General features: G+C 57.4%; 14 protein-coding genes. 3 read left to right on the top strand and 11 right to left on the bottom strand.

What is annotated here, in order from left to right; genetic code table 11:
* The first annotated feature begins 83 nt into the window (after positions 1–83).
* Together MHJ63_RS01690 and MHJ63_RS01685 are read left to right on the top strand one after the other, a co-directional pair.
* Positions 84–1,331 carry an NRAMP family divalent metal transporter gene (locus MHJ63_RS01690; protein ID WP_420876123.1) on the top strand — a complete coding sequence of 416 codons (1,248 nt, stop codon included), beginning with the start codon at positions 84–86 and terminating at the stop codon, positions 1,329–1,331.
* A gap of 83 nt (positions 1,332–1,414) precedes the next feature.
* Positions 1,415–2,245 carry a putative hydro-lyase gene (locus MHJ63_RS01685; RefSeq protein WP_239446100.1) on the top strand — a complete coding sequence of 277 codons (831 nt, stop codon included), beginning with the start codon at positions 1,415–1,417 and terminating at the stop codon, positions 2,243–2,245.
* Between the two features lie 311 nt (positions 2,246–2,556).
* Here MHJ63_RS01685 and MHJ63_RS01680 read toward each other — a convergent pair whose 3' ends face one another.
* The 5 genes from MHJ63_RS01680 to MHJ63_RS01660 form a co-directional block, all read right to left on the bottom strand.
* Positions 2,557–3,558, bottom strand: a complete 1,002-nt coding sequence (locus MHJ63_RS01680) for a siderophore-interacting protein (RefSeq protein ID WP_239445983.1) — start codon at positions 3,556–3,558, stop codon at positions 2,557–2,559.
* Between the two features lie 31 nt (positions 3,559–3,589).
* Positions 3,590–4,393, bottom strand: a complete 804-nt coding sequence (locus MHJ63_RS01675) for an ABC transporter ATP-binding protein (protein ID WP_239445982.1) — start codon at positions 4,391–4,393, stop codon at positions 3,590–3,592.
* A 105-nt stretch (positions 4,394–4,498) separates the two neighbouring features.
* Positions 4,499–5,533: a FecCD family ABC transporter permease gene (locus MHJ63_RS01670; RefSeq protein ID WP_275435780.1), complete on the bottom strand. Its 1,035-nt coding sequence runs from the start codon at positions 5,531–5,533 to the stop codon at positions 4,499–4,501.
* Positions 5,534–5,550: 17 nt separating this feature from the next.
* On the bottom strand, positions 5,551–6,591 hold the full coding sequence (locus MHJ63_RS01665; protein ID WP_239445980.1) for a FecCD family ABC transporter permease: 1,041 nt from the start codon (positions 6,589–6,591) through the stop codon (positions 5,551–5,553).
* Between the two features lie 2 nt (positions 6,592–6,593).
* The gene (locus MHJ63_RS01660; RefSeq protein WP_338110363.1) at positions 6,594–7,664 is read right to left on the bottom strand and encodes an iron-siderophore ABC transporter substrate-binding protein; all 1,071 of its coding nucleotides are present in this window, start codon (positions 7,662–7,664) and stop codon (positions 6,594–6,596) included.
* A gap of 339 nt (positions 7,665–8,003) precedes the next feature.
* On the opposite strand from MHJ63_RS01660, the gene MHJ63_RS01655 reads away from it, so the two are divergent.
* Positions 8,004–8,864: an AEC family transporter gene (locus MHJ63_RS01655; RefSeq protein ID WP_239445979.1), complete on the top strand. Its 861-nt coding sequence runs from the start codon at positions 8,004–8,006 to the stop codon at positions 8,862–8,864.
* A 61-nt stretch (positions 8,865–8,925) separates the two neighbouring features.
* Here the strand turns inward: MHJ63_RS01655 and MHJ63_RS01650 are convergent, their stop codons facing one another.
* The 6 genes from MHJ63_RS01650 to nrdF all read right to left on the bottom strand — a co-directional run bounded on the left by MHJ63_RS01650 (position 8,926) and on the right by nrdF (position 14,834).
* Positions 8,926–9,693, bottom strand: coding sequence for an ATP-binding protein (locus MHJ63_RS01650; protein ID WP_070491714.1), 768 nt, complete (start codon positions 9,691–9,693; stop codon positions 8,926–8,928).
* Positions 9,694–9,696: 3 nt separating this feature from the next.
* Positions 9,697–10,941 (bottom strand): IS21 family transposase, encoded by a 1,245-nt coding sequence (istA, locus tag MHJ63_RS01645; protein ID WP_338110362.1) that lies wholly within the window; start codon positions 10,939–10,941, stop codon positions 9,697–9,699.
* Between the two features lie 11 nt (positions 10,942–10,952).
* A complete protein-coding gene (locus tag MHJ63_RS01640) occupies positions 10,953–11,339 on the bottom strand; it encodes a helix-turn-helix domain-containing protein (protein WP_239445977.1) in 387 nt (128 codons plus the stop codon).
* Positions 11,340–11,448: 109 nt separating this feature from the next.
* Positions 11,449–12,075 carry a transposase gene (locus MHJ63_RS01635; RefSeq protein WP_239445976.1) on the bottom strand — a complete coding sequence of 209 codons (627 nt, stop codon included), beginning with the start codon at positions 12,073–12,075 and terminating at the stop codon, positions 11,449–11,451.
* A gap of 294 nt (positions 12,076–12,369) precedes the next feature.
* A complete protein-coding gene (locus tag MHJ63_RS01630) occupies positions 12,370–13,590 on the bottom strand; it encodes an ATP-binding protein (RefSeq protein WP_239445975.1) in 1,221 nt (406 codons plus the stop codon).
* Between the two features lie 215 nt (positions 13,591–13,805).
* Positions 13,806–14,834, bottom strand: a complete 1,029-nt coding sequence (nrdF, locus tag MHJ63_RS01625) for a class 1b ribonucleoside-diphosphate reductase subunit beta (RefSeq protein WP_082784698.1) — start codon at positions 14,832–14,834, stop codon at positions 13,806–13,808.
* Positions 14,835–14,890: the final 56 nt, after the last annotated feature.

Raw genomic sequence — 14,890 nt, 5'->3', positions numbered from 1 at the left:
AGGTCAGCTGTGTTTCTCCTCACGGTTTACTGCTAGCATTCTCGAAATACTCGTTCTTTTTCTTCTAGCCTCGAGGACGCACCATGGCTACACATCATGAGAATAGCGGCGACGCAGTTACCACCCCGGCGGGCAAGCCGCACCTGACAAAGGGCAACCGTACCGCGCTGATGGGCGCCATGTTCTTGATGGCGACCTCCGCCATCGGGCCTGGTTTTATCACTCAGACCACCAATTTCACGGTCCAGCTGGGCGCTGCGTTCGCGTTCGCGATCCTCGTGTCCATCCTCGTGGACATCGCGGTGCAGTTGAACGTGTGGCGCATCATCGGCGTATCCGGCCTGCGCGCGCAAGAAATCGGCAACAAGGTCCTGCCCGGTGTGGGGTGGGTCCTCGCGATCCTCGTGTTCATCGGTGGACTCGTGTTCAACATCGGCAACATCGGCGGTACCGGCCTCGGCGTCAACGCGATGTTCGGCTGGGATCCGCGCATCGGCGGCGGGATTTCCGCGGCGATCGCGGTCCTCATCTTCCTCTCCAAGTGGGCCGGCATGGCCCTGGACCGCATCGTGGTGTTGCTCGGCGCGAGCATGATCCTGCTGATGCTCTACGTCGCGATCGTCTCCGCCCCACCCGTTGGCGAGGCCCTCAAGAACACCGTGATGCCTGAGCAAGTCGATTTCCTGGTCATCACCACTCTGATCGGCGGGACGGTGGGCGGCTACATCACGTTCTCGGGTGCACACCGCATGATCGATTCCGGCATCAAAGGCCCCGACGCTGTACGGCAGATCTCCGTCAGCTCGGTGCTCGGCATCATCGTGACCGGCATCCTGCGCGTGCTGTTGTTCCTCGCGATCCTCGGAGTTGTTGCGACCGGCGTGACACTCGCGCAAGACAACACTGCCGCGGACGCGTTCTACCACGCGGCCGGGGAGATCGGCTTACGGATGTTCGGTGTGATCCTGTGGGCGGCCGGCCTCACCTCCGTGATCGGCGCGTCCTACACCTCGGTTTCGTTCATCACTAAGCACGATTCGAGCCCTCGCCTGCGCAACATCCTCACCGTCGCGTTCATCGCGGTCTGCGCGATCGTGTACCTCATCATCAACCAGGCGCCACAGACCCTGCTGATCTTCGCTGGCGCGTTCAACGGCCTGATCCTCCCTATTTCGATGACGGTGTTGCTCTACGCTGCGTGGTTCCGCCGCGATCTGCTCAACGGCTACAAGTACCCGGCGTGGCTGTTGTTGATCGGCGTGTTTTCTTGGCTGCTCACGCTGTTCCTCGGATGGAACTCGCTTGGCGGGCTCGTCAAGCTCTGGGCATAAATAGCTAGGGCCTGATGCGTGAGAGCATCAGGCCCTACGCTTGTACTAAGCGGAGGAATAAGCAGGCGGACGAAGGAGAACAGATGAACCCCACGGCGGTGAACAGCGCTGACCCACACAACGGAGCCGGCGACGATGTGGCACGCTTGAGCCCGGCGGAAGCTCGCGCGCGCTTCCGCGCAGGCTTGCGACGGCCTACCGCGGGCTTCAGCGACGGTTGGGCGCAAGCCAACCTGCTTATCGTGCCGCAGGATCTGGCGTTCGATGTTTTGCTGTTCGCGCAACGCAACCCGAAACCGTGCCCCGTGCTCGGCGTCCTGGAGGCCGGCGCCACCTCGGGGCCGTTGCTGGCCGGCGGCGACATCCGGACCGACGCACCCTCCTACACCGTGTACCGGGATGGCGAGCTCGTGGACACTCTTTCGGATGTGCTGGATTATTGGCGCGATGACCTCGTGACGTTCATCATCGGGTGTTCTTTCACGTTCGAGGCGCCGCTGCTGGAGGCGGGAATCCCGGTGCAGCACATCGCGCAGGGCCGCAACGTGCCGATGTACCGCACGAACATCGCGTGCGAACCTGCAGGCCGGATGTCGGGGCCGCTCGTGGTTTCGATGCGACCTATCCCTGCGGACCGGGTGGCCGATGCGGTGCGGATCAGCTCCCGCTACCCCGGCGTGCACGGCGCGCCAGTGCACGTGGGGCATCCGGAAGCTATCGGTATCGAGGACCTTGGGGCGCCGGACTTCGGGGACGCAGTAGACATTCCTGACGGCACGGTTCCGGTGTTCTGGGCGTGCGGCGTAACCCCACAAGCGGCGGTCATGGCGTCGAAACCCGAGTTCGCGATCGGTCACGGGCCCGGGCACATGCTCATCACCGACCTCAAGAACACAGACCTGCAAGTTCCCTAGTGGGCGGGGACCCGTAGTAGGCAGGAGTCCATCCGAGGCAGGAAACATAACCCCTGTCCCTCTGAGGACAAAAGTTTCGATCTCCAGTTTCGTCTCATTCATCCAATGGCTCATACGTTCTCAACGTACCGTGGATAAAACTGCACAACGTGCCCCTTGGACACCGCAGGCTTATGTTTGACACCGTTATATGCTCCTGAGTTCCACAACGCATGACGGATTGGCGGGGTCATTACATAAGTAGCTTGAGAACAGCTTGGGCTCCAACCACTCTCAGCCTCTGTTAGCTGGCAACCCAACAGGTCTAATGATTATCCTTTCGCGGCGTAGCCCCGCTTCCAATACCCCATGAATGACACCTGATTTCTCGGAACTTGGCATTCCTTCACCAGTAGCCTCCGCATCCGAACCACCGCGGAAGATTCACCTGCAATCCAGAAGTAAGTCCCGGATAGCGTCGGATCTAGGGACTCTGTGTTGGCCTGGTCTTCACTTCTGCCATAGGAAATATCTTCACCGGACTGCGAAAAGCTTGGAGTCTCCCACACCAGAACGCTGGCGTCATTTTCGCCCGCCGGTATGGTGGTTGGCGATGCGTTCCTTTCGAGAACGTTTGACGGCGATTCTTGCGGGGCCTGGCTTGACGCATTGTCGACAATCTTCACCAGCCTGGAGTACAGCAGCTCGCCCGAAGAGTCGCGCTCATCTTCCGCTCGCGCCAGCCACTGCACTGAGACTCCAGACGGTACTTCTAGTTGCTGGGCATCGCTTATACATGGAATCTCAATAAACACATCTCCCTGTACTCCCTCAGGCCATTCCTCCAGAGTCTTGGCAATTGCCGGCAAGGCAGTTTCATCTCCAAGCATCACGATGCGGCTACTAGCTCCAGGGGCGAATTCGATGCCGTGGCCGGACGCATCGTCTCGTGTCGGTGCGATGATGAGCAGCTCGTCACCGACCTGTGCCTTTGTAGCCCAAACAGACGCTGGTCCAGCGGCATTGGGGTGCAACACGAAATCGATGTCGAGTTCATCAGGAGTGTTGTTTGACAAGTCGCGTCGAAAAGCGCGGATTGAATACGTGCGGATATGACCGCGAGTTTGGGGGTCAAGGTCTTTCCATGCAGTGAGCCAGTTCTCCTCAGGCAGGTCTGGAAGCTGGCCCTTGGTTGGGATAAGGACTTTGATACGGACGTCTCGAATCGTGTCCTTTGGACCGACATTCTCCACGCCGTGAAATGTTATGCGCTGAAAGTGCGGGGAAATCTGTCGGGTGCGGGCAACGCGAACGCGGTGTGGCTGGTATCCCATAGGAATCCTTAATCTGATGAGTTGTTTACATCTACTGAGCTAGTTTTGAGTGATGTCGCCCAATGGGCGTAACCGTGGGTAGCCCTGAGACCGGATCGGTAATAATCCGCGATTCGAGGTCGAACGCTTCTCTGGTTAGATCTTGTGTGAGCACGTCGACAGGCGCGCCTGCGGAATGCAGTCGGCCGTCGCGCATGGCGACTAGAACATCCGAATACCGGGCAGCCAGGTTGAGGTCGTGCAGCACCATGATGATGGTGGTGCCATGACGATGATTGAGATCAGTTAGTAAATCGAGGACTTCTAATTGGTGTTTTAGATCTAGGTAGGTTGTAGGTTCGTCGAGAAGCAGCACATCGGTTTGTTGCGCGAGTGCCATTGCGATCCATACACGCTGACGCTGGCCACCGGATAGCTCTTCGAGGCACCGCCCAGCGAGGTCTGAGACTCGGGTAGCTTCCATAGCTTCGGCGACGATGTCGTAGTCGGCTGAACTCCAGCGACCCAGTATTCCCTGGTACGGGGTTCGACCACGGCCGACTAAGTCTGCGACAGTGATGCCGTCAGGAGCGATGGGCGTCTGTGGAAGTAGCCCGAGCCGCTTTGCCAATTCGCGGGAGGAATAAGAACTTAGCTCCTTGCCATCCAGCTCAACGGCTCCAGCTGATGGTCGAATCAATCGAGCTAGCGTCCGTAGAAACGTTGACTTGCCACAACCATTTGGCCCGACAATCGAAGTAATCTTTCCTGTCTCGAATGACAAAGTCAGGTCTTTCACGATGGGTTTTTCCCCATATCCAGAAGCAAGGGACTGAGCATTCAGTTGTGCGGCCACGGTGAGTGACTCCTTGGTATTTAGGTGTTGCTGACAGTGATGGTTGCAGCCATTCACACGCCGGGAATGAAACGGTGTTCATGCAATGTGATGAACAAAGTAGAGCTATCGAGATGCTCTGACGAGCAGATAGATCAAAAAGGGGGCCCCGAATGCACCGGTAATAACGCCGACGGGGTAACGCGTACCGAAGAGGTATTGACCGGCTAAGTCCGCAGCAAGTACTAAGAGGGCTCCGACCAATCCTGATGGCACTATGAGGTTCGCGCCGGGCCTGAAGATCCGAATCGCGATGGGGCCTGCCATGAATGCGACAAATGAGATTGGGCCGGTTGCGGATGTCGCCACTGCGATGAGCATGACGGCTCCGACAATCAGGGCCCCGCGAAGCAAGTTCACGCGCAGTCCGAGTGAGGTGGCAACGTCGTCTCCAAGCTCCAAGATTGATAGCTTATGCGCGCCAATCAATAGCAACGGCGTCACGGCTAGAACCGTAATAACTAGCGGAAATCCGCGCTCCCAGGACATGTTATTCAACGACCCAGTCAACCAGCGTGTTGCCGTCGGCAGGTCCCACGCGGAAGCCTTCGACAGTACGTAGGTGGTCCACGCCTGCAACATCGCGGCAATGCCAATTCCCGTCAGAATCAGGCGGGTGCCAGTAAACCCCGATTTCAACGCCAGCAGGTAGGTCAGCGCAGCCACGCCTAACGACACCATTAGCGCCACCGTTGACACGGCCGCCTGAGAGGCATGGAATAGCACAATCATGGTCGAGCCGGCAGCGGCCGCACCAGCGGAAATACCGATAATGTCCGGTGAAGCTAACTGGTTTCGGAGCATCGTTTGGAAGATGATTCCTGATACGCCAAATGCAAAGCCGGCGACAATTGCAATCGTGGCGCGTGGTAGACGTAGTTCGCCCACTGCGAAGGATGCACCGGGAACAGTGTCACCCTTGATGACGCTGACGACGTCGGCAAGGGTATAGAAAGAATCTCCAAACATGAGGCTCAGCATCCACAGCGCGGCCGTAAGCGTTGCAAGAACCACTAATGTGAGCGTAAAGCGAATTCGGGCTCTGCCACGTTGTTCTTGGATAGAGTTCGCTAGTTCGCTGACCCTATTCCGGGGGCACATGTCGGGAACGAGGTGTGTCATAGGTCCCGCATCCTTGTCCGTCGCACGATCCAAATAAACAGTGGGGCTCCGATGAGAGGCATGATGATGCCGACTGCGATTTCGGATTGGTCACCGACGAGGCGCCCAACAGTGTCAGCAAGCGTGAGTAATACTGCTCCTGTCAGGGCGCTTGCTGGGATAAGAACGCGGTGGTCGGTCCCAAGGACCATCCGTAGAACGTGGGGAACGATGAGACCGACGAAAGCAATCGGGCCAGTGACGGCAGTGGTGGTTGCGCAGAGCAGCACCGCCCCGAGTGTTGCCAGGACTCGCGTACGGGTTAAGTTGATGCCGAGGCTGGTGGCGACATCATCGCCAAGAGAGAGCGCGTTGAGCCCGCTGCTGGTTAAAGAGACGATGACGAATCCGAGACCAAGCAAAGGAAAGGCGATCTTCAGTGATTCCCACTGCGCACCGCTGACGGAGCCGATTTGCCAGTTGCGGAACGCGTCCATGACATCGGCTCGCGGCAACAGAATGGCACTGGTCAAGCTGGATAGGGCGGCGGCCGTGGCAGCTCCGGCAAGAGCTAGTTTGAGTGGAGTGGCTCCGCCGTGGCCGATTGATCCCACGCAATAGACAAACACTGCAGCCGCGAATGCACCCATTGATGCAATCAGCATTGTCGGCATCGTGCGACTGATGTTGAAGAAGGTGATACCGATAACAACTGCTAATGAAGCGCCGGCAAGAACGCCGAATATTCCGGGGTCTGCGAGTGGGTTTCGAGTGACAGCTTGAAATGCTACGCCCGAGGTGGCGAGCGCTGCACCCGCGCACAGTGCTAGCACTGTGCGCGGGATGCGTGTCCATGCTGCTGCCTCTCCCGCGGTGTCGGTAGATCCACCTAAGGCGGAAAGCGCCTCGGTTAACGTAATACTGCGTACGCCAAACATCACCGAGACGACCACCGATATCAGTCCAAGTATCAGCAAAAAACCGAATACAGCTGACTTGGTGGTAATCGAAGGCCGGGGAACGGACTTTGCTGAAACAGCGTGGACTGAGGTTGGCACTGTTACTTCTTCAACCCTTCGTTAAGCGCTCCGAAGTAACGGTCGATGCCCCAAGGGATAGCGAGCGGTGAGGGGTTCGCGGAGGCTCCTAGTGGGCCATCTTCAAGGAAGGCAATGTTGCCGTTCTTCACCGCTGGAATCTTGGAAAGCAGTGGATCTGCCTGCATATCCTTGACCTTCTTTTCCTCCTTGGCTTTATCGCCCGAGGAGTAGGAGATGATGAGATCGACATCATCGAATTGCTCCGGGTTCTCAGTAGAGACTTCTACCGAGAAATTGTCGGCAGTCTTGGACTTTTCCTCGACGATCTTCGGCGCTGCAAGACCGTGGTCCATGAGGAATCCCATACGAGGATCTTCTGTGGAGTAGAAGCTAAGCTTGGATGGGTCTGAGCCGTTGCCGGGGGTGGTAAAGAGTGCCTTCTTACCCTTGAGGTTCGGGTATTTCTCAAGCGCGTCGGCGATAGTGGCATCCAGGTTCTCAGACAACTTCTTGCCTTCATCGGCCTTACCGATCGCCTTGGAGCTAATCAGAACCATGTCTTCCAATGATGTGCCCCATGCCATGTCTGGGTAGGCAATGACGGGTGCAATCTTGGAGAGTGTTTCGTAGTCCTCCTTCGAGATTCCGGAGTAAGTGGCAAGAATAATGTCGGGCTTTGTTTCTGCGACTTGTTCAAACGGAATGCCGTCGGTTTCATCGAAGAGCACCGGCTTCTTGTCGCCGGAGTCTGCGCCGAGTTCCTTCAGCTTGTCTTCAACCCATGGAAGGATGCCATTGTCGTCATCGTCGCCGTAGGTGGCCTTGGTCATACCAACGGGTACCTGTCCCAGAGCAAGTGGGACTTCTTGGTTCGCCCAGCCGACACACGCAATTCGCTGCGGAGCCTCTTTGATAGGGGTCTCCCCGAACCGGTGTTTGATGGTTATAGGGAACTGCGTGGTGGAATCCGAGGCGCTGACGCTACTGGTGTTGTTTTCGCTACTCGCCTCGTTGCTTCCGCAGGCTGTCATAGTGAATGCAATAGCACCGCTGGCCACCGCGGCCGTCAGGGTTTTAAAGATTTTCTTCACGTCGGTCCTTTGTTGTGTGCGGAGAGTTTCGGTGGGTGCCTCCGAGTCCAGCAGTTCGCTGTACTTCGGAAAGAGTAACATAAGGTTAGGCTAACCTAATAAGAGAAGCAACGTCGGACTTAAATTGTCGATATGTGTTGAAGTGACCCTTAGAGGTGCTGCAAAGCACGCCCACGTCAGACCTTCACCGCACGAACAACAAGTCTGAGCCTGCCTGGCGAAGGTCGGGGCCACTGGCTGTTTCGCTGCAAACAGATAGGTTTAGATGAGGCCTCCGCCGAGGCCTCCGCCGAGGCCTCACAGTGGATCTACCTGGCTGCCTGCGGAAGGAGACGCTGAATGGGCAACGTTTCGGCGATGCTTGGTGTACTGTCCGGCTTCACAGCTATCTGGGTTGTGATCGTGGTCGGCTACATTGCCGGAAGGCTCAACGTCTTGGGCCCCGAAGGCCGCTACGTCCTCAGCCGGCTCACGTTCCTCATCGCAAACCCTGCCCTACTGTTCCAAACGATCGCGCGAGCCGACATCTCCGTGATCTTCGGGCCGCAAGTGTTCATCGCCGCGATCGGCGCGTTCACCGTCATGGCCCTCTACGTGCTGATCGCATGCCTAGCCCTCAAACGCAGGTCAGCTGAACTTACCGTGGGCGCGCTTTCAGCCGGCATGGTCAACTCGGCTAACCTCGGCATCCCCATCGCGATCTTCGTGCTCGGCGACGCCACCTACTCCGTGCCGGTCCTGCTGTTTCAGCTCGCGATCCTCCAGCCGATCTCCCTCATTTGCCTCGATGTTCAGACCCAACGTGTCGGCTCCGGCGTGGTCGGCGCGCTCAAAGGCATCGCAACCAACCCGCTGATCCTCGCCTCACTCGCCGGCGTCATCGTAGCCACCACTGGAGCCACCATCCCAGAAACCGTCATGAACCCCATCGAAATCCTCGGTGGCGCCGCGGTCCCGGCGATGCTCATGGCGTTCGGAATCTCCCTCGTAGGTTCCAAGCCGCTCCAGCACGGCAACGGCCGCCGGATCGACGTCATGCTCGCAGTCGCCTTCAAACTCATCGTGCACCCGCTGATCGCGTGGTTCCTCGCCGCCGTCGTATTCCAACTCGATTCCGCCGGCATCTTCATGGCCGTGATCCTCGGCGTGCTCCCCACCGCCCAGAATGTTCAGACCACCGATTTAGTAACGCCATGGTGAGGATCGAGTAACGCCCGGGTGAGTATCCAGTAACACCCGGGCGTTTGGGGGTTGGGCGGGGTTAGTGGGTTAGGCGCATGTTGTCTCCTTCTAGTGTGATGATCTCGGCGCCGACGGCGAGCCGGTTGAGGATCGACTCAGCGATGACAGCGTCGGGGATGGACTTGCACCATTCGATGGGGGCGAACTGGGATGTCACGATGGTCGCTCCTCGGTTTTCTCGTTCCGCAATGATGGTCAACAGTTGGTGCGCGGTGGCTTCATTGATCGGGGTGGTGAGAAAGTCATCGAGTACGAGGACATCGGTGTTGTGAATGGCTTCGAGGAACTTCACGCGCTCAGGATCCGAGTGATGCAGCACGGCGAGTTGGTTGGCCAACGAGTCGGTGCGGAAGAACTTGGCGGAGTAATCCTTTCGGCACGCTGCATTGAGCAGTGCTTGGGCGAGGTAGGTCTTGCCAACGGAGGATTTGCCCAGGATGACGACGTTTTTCGAATCCTGGCACCATTGGCATTGAGCAAGTCGGGTGATTTGCTCTTTGTTGATGTTGCGGCTGGGCGTGTAAACGATGTCTTCAACACAAGCATCGGGGTTTGGCGATCGTGATGTTTTGAGCAGTTTGTTGACTCGTCTTTCGTGCCTGGCTGCGACTTCTTTATCGAGTGCGTAGAGGATTTTGTCTGAGAAGCTCCACTGGTCGAATGCTTGGTCCGCGGCAATGTCGATGACTGTGCGGCCGAAGGCGGTCATCCGTAGTTGTGTGAAGATGGGCAGTACTGATTCGTCTAAGAATCGTGCGGTTGTTGATGCTGGTTGTGGCGCATCCATGGGTTAGTTGTTTCCTTTCTTCGTGAGGTTTTCGATGCTGAACTGCTCCGCGCCGCCGAGGTACGCACCGCGCGTATCACGCGGGATAGGTGCTGCTGCAGTGTTGGTGGAGGTGGCAGCGGCATCTCGCGCGTTGGGGTCAGGCTGTGTGGTGGTGCGTACCGTGTCTTCTTTGCGTACGGCTGCCATCATGTTTTTCACGGCGGTGTAGGACACTGCCTGACGTCGGCCTTCAAGGTCGACGAGCCGCCGGCAAGCTTCTTCCAAGATGGGCTTGTTGTCGTGTTTTCCCATGGAAAGCACGTTGCGGCATGAGAAGAACGCTTGTGCTTTGATTGGGCGCGCATCCATAAGCTCAGCGATGACCCGGCGGGTGTGCGGCCCTACCCTGGCAGCTTCGCGTAGGAAGTATTCACAGGTCCAAAGCCCATGGGTGTTGGCCATCTGCGGCGGGATATGGTCGGTGTCGGTGACGAAGGTGCCGCGTTGGTGCGCAAGCGTATGTACTGCTTGTCGCTCGCCGGCATCGAAAACCGTAAGCGTGTTGCCGGTGATACGTACATCAACAGTGCGGCCGACAAGTGTGTAGGGCACGGAGTAATGCACGCTGCCGACGACGATATGGAAGTCGGGAGCGACTTTGGCCCGCTTCCATTCCGTGCGCTGCCACCGCTGTTTGGGAAGGTCAGTGAGCAAATCAGCCTCAAAGTCTTCAAACAGCTGCCGCCGACTGATGGTGTTGCCGCGAAACGGGGTGTGCGCATTAATCGCGTCAACTCGTTTGAGTATGCGACTGTTGAGCTCATCAAGGCTGACGCACTGGTGGTCGTCAAGGGCATGGATGACCTTTTGGGTCACAATCTTGACCGCTGCCTCAACATTGGCCTTGTCTTTCGGCCGTCTTGCCCGCGCTGGCAGCGCAGCGGTGTTGTAGTGCTCCAGAAACTCCTCGTACGTGGTGTTGACACGACGATTGCGATCGGCAGCGCTTATCGCGTTCGATGCCGTCGAGGCGTTGTCCGGGACGATGACCTCTGCCACCCCGCCGAAGTACTCAAACGCCTGCATATGCGCGTCCAGCCACGCTTGTTGGCGTTCATTGCTACACGCACAAGCAAACAGCATCCCGGAATACGGTAGCGAAGCGACAAACACACTGAGCTTGCTTGGACGGCCCCCGGTGGGGTCGAACAGGCGCATCTTCGTTCCTGCCCAGTCCACCTGCATTGTGTGAGCTGGTGCGTGCACGATCCGGGCGGTTACCCGGTGGCATCAACATGCTGTGCGACAAGCTGGCGAAACCGCTCGTAGCTGTAGTACCGCTGCCCGGGCAGCGCTGGCGTTGAGGTGTACTTGCCCCACAGGACCTGCAGCGTGGTCTTATGTCTTCCGGTCCGTGCTTTCACCACGGAATCGAAATCGATCGGGACGAACACACCCTGACCTGTGGATCTTCCGTCATGAAACAGCACAGCTACGGCTTCATCATTAAGCCCAGCAATCTGGGCCGTGGTCGTGATCTGCTCTGCTTGCAGCACTTTACGAACTTTTTGCACCGTGGAATGCGAGCATCCCATCGTCGCTGTGATCTGGCGAACGGACCAGCCTTTGAGCACGAGGTCCATCACCGCCCTGTAGTCAGTCACAATCGGACTCCTTTGGCAATGCCGCGTGCCCTGAAGTCACGCGGTCACCAAAGAGTTTCCCCCGAAAACAGCAGTGTTACTCGATACTCACCATCGCGTTACCCGATACTCACCACGGTGTTACTAAATGCACGCGCGCAACAGTCAAAGCGCGCGCAATCACAAGCAAGTCCCGGCCAGCGGCTGTTTTGGGTCGTTGTGTAGTGAACTGGGTGACCCGTCTTGAAGCATGCACCAAACAGCGTTGATGTTTCGTGTCAGGCCACTGAGTACGTAAAGCTTTCGCGAAACCAGTCCCGCCGTCAGACACGACCATATAAGGAGCCGCGATCCGCTTCATCAGCCCCTGGTACGCCCCGGAGTGCTCAGTCTTAGCGAGATACCAGCCGAGGACGTGCTGAGGTGCAGACGCAATCAAAACAACAGCTTGACGCCCCAGGTAAATACCATCGATAAACACCACAGGGTGAACTTCATCAACGGTTGGGAACACCGGCCACAAGTCCCAACACCAGGCAGTGTGACGACGGAAGGTACGTCCTCCGCCAGGCATATCCCGCATCAAAGTACGACCCAGCAGCCATTTCATGAATTGTTTGAACTGGTGCGTACGCTTGTCGATTTGTTGCACTTGAGAAATGCCACAAACCCGGCAACGCCAACGGGTTTTACCAGAACTGGTGTGACCGCCACGATGCAAACGACGACGACAAAAAGGGCAGTGAGGAACGTTCATTCAGCCAGACTGGCAAAAATGAAACCCTAAACACGGGTAATGCGCGTAAACACGGGCAACGAACGCTATTTATGCCACACATTTTGTCCAGGTAACAAGTTTTGTGGGTAAAAGATGAAACCCGATTCTGCCGCGTAAACACAGGGGAAAACCGGGATTTTTGCCACACATTCTGACCTATAACCCCAACAGGAGCATGACGGCTAGATCGAGAAAAACAAAGACCGGCCCTGGGCTCCCACCAAAATGGGTAGCGGTACCGGTCATGTTGGTATTCAGGCTAGGCGATGACACCTAGCTGTGCAACGGTGAGGGCTCGACAAGCCACTCGATAATGTTTTTGTGTTGGATCCCGTCGCGGCTCATGTCGAACTGGTCCATGCTCAGCACGGTTTTCGGGAAGTTGTCGGTAACCCCGCGAAGGGCACCGAACTCGCGGTCGACGGTGTTTTGGCTGCCGAGCAGGTAACTCACCTGGAAGTACTCGGTGTCGGAACCTCTGCGGGCGATGAAGTCAATCTCGCGCGCGCCGGCTCTTCCGACACTTACCTCGTACCCGCGCGCAAGCAGCTCCACGCACACGATGTTTTCGAGGGTCAGCTCAATGTCGGCCTGGTTCGAAAGGCCGAGCGTTTCACGAAAACCGTGATCCACCGCATAGTACTTCTCAGTTGCCCGAAGCCTCGCCTTCCCCGCAATGTCAAAGCGCGGAACCCGATAAATCAAGAAAGCGTTCACGCAAAACTCAAGGTAGTTCAACACGGTATCAACCGAAACGGTGCGCCCCTCGCTTTTGAAAAAACGCACCAGTGACTGCGCCGAGAAGGTTTTTCCAATATTTGCGAAGCAGTAACCGACGATGCGGTGAAAAATGTCGACGTCGCGGATCTGGTGATACTCAATCACGTCTTTGAGCACAACCGAGTTGTACACCGAGTCAAGGTAGTCGAGCGAGGGTTCCCGGTCGAGGTTGAAGTATTTCAACGCCGGGAAACCGCCGAACTGCACAAAGTGCTGGAAGTGTTCGCTCAGTGTGCGGTCGCTTTGGCGGTGCAGCTCGACAAATTCCGCAAACGAAAACGGTTGGATCAAGAACTCAACGTAGCGACCGGCAAGATGTGTGGCGAGATCACCGGAAAGCATGCGCGAATTCGACCCGGTGACATAGATATCTGCGTCATAGTCGACGCGGATCGCGTTGATGGCTTTCTCCCAGTCGGCGACCTGCTGAATTTCGTCAAAGAAGAAATACGCGCGGGTGTTTTTGTTGAGGTTTTCGGCTTCGATGCGCCGTAGCAGCGCCGCTGCGTCTGTGATGTGAAGCCCGTCAGCGGACTCAAAATTCATCGCAAACACTTGTGGATCAGCGCTGCCCGCGCGAATCACTTCTTGCAGCTGCTGCAGAATCGTAGATTTGCCGCAGCGACGCACACCGGTGAGCACCTTCACGAGGGGTTTGTCGATAAAGGGCTGGATCCGCGAAAAGTATCTCGGGCGTTCAATGATTCTGTCCACCACAAACCTCCCTGTTTTGTCGAGTATAGTCGACAAGCTGCTACTTTGCGGAGGTTTTGTCGATCTTAGTCGACAAGAATCGCGCTGGCTCGGGCACAAAACAGCGCACCGCGGGAAGGTTGCCGGCGTGTGCCAGCGTCCAACCCGCGGTGCGCTATTCGGACGGTGCGGCCCGAATCGAGCCGCTGAGCCCTCGAGCCGTTAAGCCCTTGAGCCTAGAAGTCCCAGTCGTCGTCGGTGGTGTCTTCGCCCTTACCGATGATGTAGCTCGATCCTGATCCACTGAAGAAGTCGTGGTTTTCGTTGCTGCCAGGTGACAGCGCCGCGAGAATCTCAGGGTTCACTTCGGTCTCTTCAGCGGTAAACCGCGACGGGTAACCGAGGTTCATCAGCGCCTTGTTCGCGTTGTAACGCACGAACACGGCAACGTCGTCCATCAGGCCGAGCGGCTCGTACAGCTCACCCGAGTACTGCAGCTCAAGCTCGTAGAGCTCTTCCAGCAGGTCGAAGGTGAACTTGCGCATCTCTTCCTGACGCTCTTTGCTCTGCGTCTCGAGTCCGCGCTGGTACTTGTAACCCGAGTAGTAACCATGCACTGCCTTGTCACGCAGAATCAGGCGGATCATGTCTGCGGTGTTCGTCAGCGTCGCGTGCACCGAGAAGTGCAGCGGCAGGTAGAACCCTGCGTACAGCAGCAGCGACGACAGCAGCGTCGAAGACACTTTACGCTTGAGCGGATCATCGCCGTAGTAGTGGTGCAGCACCTTCTTGCAGCGTTCCTGCAGCAGATCGTTGGCAACTGCCCAGCGGTAGGCGTCGTCGATTTCCGGGGTGCTCGTCAGCGTTGAGAACACCGAGGAGTACGAGCGGGCGTGCACCGACTGCATGAACGCAATGTTGGTGTAGACGGCCTCTTCGTGTTCGGTGCGGGAGTCTTGGATCTGCACGATCTCACCGACAGTTGCCTGCACGGTGTCGAGCATGGTCAGACCGGTGAAGACGCGCATCGTGAGGGTGCGCTCTTCCTGGGTCATTTTCTGCCACGCGGGGATGTCGTTTGACAGCGGCACCTTCTCTGGCAGCCAGAAGTTCGCGGTCAGACGGTTCCACACCTCGAGGTCTTTGTCGTCGGTGACGCGGTTCCAGTTAATGGGGCGCAGCCGGGCTGTCGGGTCGTGGCGGTACGACGGCGGGGTGACCGAGATCTCTTGCAGCGGGCGGTCGGTGTTCAACGGATCAGTCATAGTTCAATAAAGCTCTTTCACTAATGGTGTCTGGTGGTCAGTGCGCGGAGTGCGCG

This window comes from Pseudoglutamicibacter albus (genome assembly GCF_022346425.1).
Taxonomy (GTDB): domain Bacteria; phylum Actinomycetota; class Actinomycetes; order Actinomycetales; family Micrococcaceae; genus Pseudoglutamicibacter; species Pseudoglutamicibacter albus.
This window is presented reverse-complemented; position numbering and strand designations above follow the sequence as displayed.